The 1536-nt window shown below is 27.1% G+C and carries 1 protein-coding gene; it reads right to left on the bottom strand.

The genetic code is table 11. From position 1 onward, the window contains the following. Nucleotides 1–1536: methyl-accepting chemotaxis protein (locus CRU93_RS13995; RefSeq protein WP_164967712.1), on the bottom strand; the 1536-nt coding region annotated here is incomplete at both ends.

Here is a 1536-nt window from a genome sequence, read left to right as displayed (position 1 = left end):
ATATCATATTTTCCATCGAACTCTTTAGCATCAGCATGTTCAATAATAGTATTTGATATTTTTTCTGTTTGTTTTGCAATTTCATCTGCTTGTGCAGCATTTTGTGCATTTTCTTGAGTTATTTTATCCAAATTATTTACTGCATCATTTATTTGAATCATTCCTTGAGATTGCTCTTTACTTGCAACAGTAACATTTTCTATAAGTTCAATTGTTTTTATAATATTCCCATTTAATTCTTCATAACCTTTAATCATATTTGTTGCAATAGTTTTACCATGAATCGTTTTTTCTTGAGCATGAGTAACTAAATCTTTTATTTGTTTAGCAGCTTCTGCACTTCTATTTGCAAGGTTTCTTACTTCTTGTGCAACTACTGCAAAGCCTTTACCTGCTTCACCTGCAGTTGATGCTTCAACCGCTGCATTTAAAGATAAAATATTTGTTTGGAATGCAATTTGATCAATAACTGTAATAGCTTCTGTAATAGCAGTTGTTTGATTATTGATATCTTCCATAGATTCAACTGTATCATTAGCAAGTTTTTGTCCAGTTTCAACTGAATTTTTTACAAATGTACCATATTCTGCCATCTTAGAAGTAGTTTCAGAGTTATTTCTTATATTTGAAGTTATTTCCTCTAATGAAGCTGCAGTTTCTTCAAGTGATGCTGCTTGGCTATTTGCAGCATTTGAAATATGATTCATATTTGATGTTAATGTTCCTGCATTTTGACTCAATATCATACCTGTTCTTTTATTTTCAACAAGTGTTTTTGTTATTACATCTCTTAATATTGTAATATCATCTTCAAGCTCTTTAATAATTCCTTCTAAGTCATTGCTTTGAAGTTTTGGTCTAAAGTCAAGTTTTGAATATGAATCAAGTATTTTTGTAATATTTAAGAAGTTCATATTTAAAGTTTCTAACATTTTATTAATGATATTTTTTAAATCATTTAATGCTGGATTATTTGAATTTGCTTCTATTCTACTATCAAGGTGACCTTTATTAATACTATTAGTAACTTCTATTGTATTTAATATTAAATCTTTGTCTGCTTGTATATTCTGTTTTGTTTTATTTATATTTTCATTTATTAATCTAGACATCATACCTAGCTCATCTTTTGAATCAATTACTTCAAGTTCAATATCATCTTTTTCAAAATTAATAAATGCAAAAAACTCTGTTAAACCTTTTTTTACTGTTTCTACATCTAGTAAAATTGCAAAGGCAATAGTTCTTGCAAGAATAAGTGTAATTAAAATTCCCAATAGACTTAAAATACCAAAAATAATTATATTATTTGTAGCTTCACTTATTTGTTTGTCTATCGTGTCAATTAAGTGACTAGCTATGAAGTTTTCAACTTTTTTAAGTAAATTGATTTTTTTAGTAATTGTACTAAACCAATATGAAGGGTCAACATCAAAATTTGAATCAATGCCATTGTATAAAGCAATTTTTCTCATTTTATTTACTTCATCAATTGCATTTCCTTTTACTGTTTGTTCATAGAAGTTTATTAAATCG

Origin of the sequence: Arcobacter sp. CECT 8985 (assembly GCF_004116495.1) — a bacterium.
GTDB lineage: Bacteria > Campylobacterota > Campylobacteria > Campylobacterales > Arcobacteraceae > Malaciobacter.
The sequence above is the reverse complement of the archived record's forward strand: the minus strand, read 5'-3'. Positions and strand labels throughout refer to the sequence as shown.